The organism is Nitrococcus sp. (genome assembly GCF_059432795.1).
Genome location: NZ_JBXWZQ010000150.1, coordinates 1 through 4,602 on the forward strand (window position 1 = coordinate 1; position 4,602 = coordinate 4,602).

General features: G+C 59.1%; 4 protein-coding genes. All 4 read left to right on the forward strand.

Going from position 1 to position 4,602, the window contains the following annotated elements:
• Positions 1-2,447 (forward strand): DUF1156 domain-containing protein (locus tag AC52Q4_RS10870; RefSeq protein WP_495536816.1); only part of this gene is annotated, 2,447 nt, incomplete at its 5' end.
• Between the two features lie 3 nt (positions 2,448-2,450).
• Complete coding sequence (locus tag AC52Q4_RS10875) at positions 2,451-3,626, forward strand: AAA family ATPase (RefSeq protein ID WP_495536817.1); 1,176 nt, start codon at positions 2,451-2,453, stop codon at positions 3,624-3,626.
• 32 nt (positions 3,627-3,658) lie between these two features.
• Complete coding sequence (locus AC52Q4_RS10880) at positions 3,659-4,216, forward strand: DUF4276 family protein (RefSeq protein WP_495536818.1); 558 nt, start codon at positions 3,659-3,661, stop codon at positions 4,214-4,216.
• The coding region (locus tag AC52Q4_RS10885; protein ID WP_495536819.1) for a Swt1 family HEPN domain-containing protein at positions 4,203-4,602 on the forward strand (400 nt) is incomplete at its 3' end. The genes AC52Q4_RS10880 and AC52Q4_RS10885, both read left to right, overlap by 14 nt.

The following is a 4,602-nucleotide window of genomic DNA, read 5'->3' on the forward strand; positions in this document are numbered from 1 at the left end:
TGGAGGCGCAGCGGCTCGGGCTGGAGGCGTATGCAAGCGATCTGAATCCGGTGGCGGTGCTGATCAACAAGGCGATGATCGAGATCCCGCCGAAGTTTGCCGGCCAGCCGCCGGTGAACCCGGAATCGCGGACGAATACGGGCCATACCGGCTCGTGGAAGGGTGCGCGGGGACTGGCGGAGGATGTGCGCTACTACGGCCAGTGGATGCGCGACGAGGCCGAAAAGCGCATCGGACACCTGTACCCGAAGGTTGAGGTCACTGCCGAGATGGTCAAGTCGCGGCCAGACCTGAAGCCGTACGCTGGTCGCAAGCTTACCGTGATCGCCTGGCTATGGGCGCGCACCGTGAAAAGCCCGAACCCGGCATTCGCCCAGGTGGACGTGCCGCTCGCCTCGACTTTCATGCTGTCTACGAAGTCAGGAAAAGAGGCATACGTCGAGCCCGTGATCGAGGACGATGGCTACCGCTTTACGGTGAAGACGGGAAAGCCGAAGGACACGGCGGCAGCAAAGAGCGGCACCAAGCTCTCGCGTGGCGCGAACTTCCAGTGTCTGATGTCGGGAATGCCGATCGCGTCCGAGCACATTTACGGCGAGGCCAAAGCCGGACGCTTGGGCGCGCGGCTGATGGCGATCGTGGTCGAGGGCGATCGCGGACGGGTCTACATCGAGCCGACACCGGAACATGAGGCGACGGCGCTCGAGGCGACCCCTGAGTGGAAGCCCGATGTCGCAATGCCGGAGAATCCGCGTTGGTTCTCGCCGCCGCTCTACGGTCTGAAGACCTACGGCGACCTTTTTACCCCCCGCCAACTCGTGGCGCTGACGACCTTCTCCGACTTGGTGCGGGAAGCGCGAGAGCGGGTCCACCGAGACGGTAAAAACTCCGGCCTGTCGGACGATAGCAAGCCGTTGAATGACGGTGGCAGCGGGGCATCTGCATATGCGGAGGCCGTAAGCGTGTATTTGGCGTTTGCGGTGGACAAAGGCGCGAACTACTGGTCGTCACTTTGCGCCTGGCATCAAACGCGTTATGGAATTGTCTCGACATTCGGCCGACAAGCGCTCCCGATGGTTTGGGATTTTGCAGAGGCCAATCCAATCAGCGATTCATCCGGAAATGTTCTGCTTGGTATCGAGCAGGCATCCAAGATGCTTAGAACTCTGGGCATCGGCGCAGGCGGTTCCGCATCGCAAACCGACGCAGCGGCACAGTCAACCAGCTTCGACAAACTTGTGTCCACGGATCCGCCGTACTACGACAACATCGGTTACGCGGATCTGTCTGACTTCTTCTATGTCTGGCTGCGCCGCTCGCTACGGCCCGTATTCCCCGACCTCTTTGCGTCACTTGCGGTGCCCAAGGCCGAGGAACTGGTGGCCACGCCCTACCGCCACGGCAGCAAGGAACAGGCCGAAACGTTTTTTCTTGATGGTATGACTCAGGCGATGCGCAGGCTGTCCGAACAGGCGCACCCGGTATTCCCAGTAACCATCTACTACGCCTTCAAGCAATCTGAGAGCGAGACGAACGAAGGTACTGCAAGCACAGGCTGGGAAACATTTCTTGACGCCGTGATTCGCGCCGGCTTCGCCATTAGCGGCACCTGGCCGATGCGTACGGAGTACACAGGCAACTTAAAGAAGAATGTTGGCGCTCTTGCATCCAGTATCGTTCTCGTCTGCCGCCCCCGCGCGGTCGACGCGCCCAACGCCACGCGACGCGAGTTCATTACCGCGCTAAAGGTCGAGCTGCCAAGGGCGTTGATCCACCTCCAGCGCGGCAACATCGCGCCAGTGGACCTCGCGCAGGCCGCCATCGGGCCGGGCATGGCTGTCTACACGCGCTACGCCAGGGTGCTCGACGCCGAGGGCAAGCCGCTCAGCGTGCGCGAGGCCCTAGCGCTGATCAATCACTTTCTCGATGAGGCGCTGGCGGAGCAGGAAGGTGACTTCGACTCCGACAGCCGCTGGGCATTGACTTGGTTCGAACAATCCGGTTTCGCCGAGGGTGAATACGGCGTAGCCGAACAACTCTCCAAGGCCAAGAACACCAGCGTCGCCGGCCTCGTCGAGGCGGGAATCCTTTCTTCGAAAGCGGGCAAGGTCCGACTGCTCAAGCCGGACCAGCTACCCGCAGATTGGGATCCTGCAAACGACCCGCGGCTGACGGCGTGGGAGATGGTCCACCACCTGATCCGAGTCCTCGAAGCGGGCGGCGAGAGCTCCGCTGCTGAGCTGGTCGCCCGTCTCGGCGCCAAGGCGGAGGTGGCGCGTGAACTGTGCTACCGTCTGTACACCCTGTGCGAGCGTAAAAAGCGCGCGGCCGAAGCATTGTCCTACAATGGCCTGGTCCAGAGCTGGCCGGAGATTGCCCGACTCGCCGGCAAAAGGCCAGGTAGTGAGCAAGCGTCGTTGCAGTCCGAATTATTTGATGAGGGGTAAACCGTGCAGATTGAAGCACTGGAGATTAAGAACTTTCGCCTGTTCCGCGATGCGGTATTGACAAACCTGCCGCGCCTCACGATCGTCGTCGGTGCAAATGGTTCGGGCAAATCGACGTTGTTCGACGTTTTCAGCTTCCTCAAGGAATCCTTAAGTCACAATGTTGCACAGGCAGTTGCTCGCCGAGGCGGATTCAAGGAACTCGCCAGTCGTGGTGAAACCGGACCGATAAGCATCAGTGTCAAGTTTCGCGAGAGCGGAGGGAGGTTGGCGACATATGCCCTGAGCATTGCGCAGGAGAATGGAAAGGCGGTGGTGGTCCGGGAAATACTTCGCTACAAACGCGGAAGCTATGGTCGACCTTGGCATTTCGTTGATTTCTCCAGGGGACGAGGAACAGCAATAACCAATGAATCCGTCTATGGCAAGGAGGGAGTTCAGGAAGAGCGAGAGGATTTCGAGCTGGAGGACCCAAGCGTGTTGGCGATCAAGGGACTGGGACAGTTTCGAGAATTTCGCATCGTGTCGGAATTCAGGAGCCTGCTCGAGAACTGGCACATTTCCGATTTTCATATCAGTGATGCCCGACCAAGCGCCGAGGCCGGCTACGCGGAACATCTTTCCACGCGTGGCGACAACGTGGCCCAGGTGGCACAGTATCTCTTCGAACATCACCCCGAGCGGTTCGATCGTGTACTCGAAGTAATGCGTCAGCGCGTGCCCGGAGTGAGCCAGGTTGAAGCTAGGCCGACTGAAGATGGCCGTCTCGTGCTTAGATTCCAGGATGGCAGCTTCAAGGACCCGTTCATCGCCCGCTACGTATCCGACGGCACGATCAAGATGTTTGCATACCTGGTGCTGTTATACGATCCGACGCCTCATCCTTTGCTCGCGGTGGAGGAGCCGGAAAATCAACTCTATCCGGAGTTGCTGGCCGAACTTGTAGAGGAGTTCCGCGATTACGCTCGCCGCGGGGGGCAAGTCTTCGTCTCAACTCATTCGCCGGATTTCCTCAACGGGGCGAAGCTTGAGGAGATCTACTGGTTGGTAAAGGAACAAGGGTTCAGCACGGTGCGACGCGCCTCCGAAAACGAATTGCTTCGTAATTTGTTCGCTGAAGGCGACTTGCCCGGAGCATTGTGGAAGCAAGGATTGTTCGAAGGGGCGGGTTTGCGATGAGTCGGATCGTGTTTCTGCTCGAGGAGCACTCCATGAAAGTGTTGCTCGAGGGGCTATTGCCACGACTGTTCCCCCGATTGCGATTTCTTTGCGTACCACACGAAGGTAAAAGTGATCTGGAGGCGAGCATTCCGCGCAAGCTACGGGCATGGAACGAGCCGGGTGCGAGGTTTGCGGTCATACGGGACAATGACGGCGGAGACTGTATGAGACTGAAGGCAACATTGGCGGAGCTATGTAATAGAGGTGGTCGCACCGACGTCCTGATACGCATCGCCTGTCAAGAGTTGGAGGCTTGGTACTTTGGCGAACCGGTCGCGTTGGCCGATGCGTTTAAGGCGCCGCGACTTCGTGATTTCGGGCGCCGAGCAAGATTCCGAAATCCAGATTCGGTGATTCGACCATCGACAGAGATTGAGCGGCTGATTCCCGAGTTCCAGAAAGTGTCGGGTGCGCGGCTGATGGCGAGACACCTTAGCCGCGAGCGCAATAATTCGACAAGTTTTCATGTTCTTATGGAGAGTATCGAGGTTCTGGATCGAGCGTTTGCTAACGCACCAAACGATGGGGTAGCTAATGGCCATCAGTAATCATGAACGCGTCGGCAAGGCGCTGGACCTCCTCAAGATCGGCCTTGGACCGTTTGTCGAACGAGAGATCAAGGGTGCCATCGAGTCCCGTCGCCTCGATGGCCACAAAATGCGGGACTACGCCGAGAATCCAGATTTAGCCAACAGGTCGATCCCAGAATGGGATGCCGCCGGCTTGTTGAAGGTGATGTGGGAGACGTGGAACGACGTTTTTCGCAAGATTCTCGGACCCGCGGAACGGAGCCTGGTTGGTGAACTTCGGGGGCACCGCAACAAGTGGGCGCACCAGGAGAGCTTTTCGAGCGACGATGCCTATCGAGCGCTCGACTCCGTTGGACGGCTGCTGGCGGCCGTCTCGGCCCCGCAGTCGGAAGACCTCGAGCGTC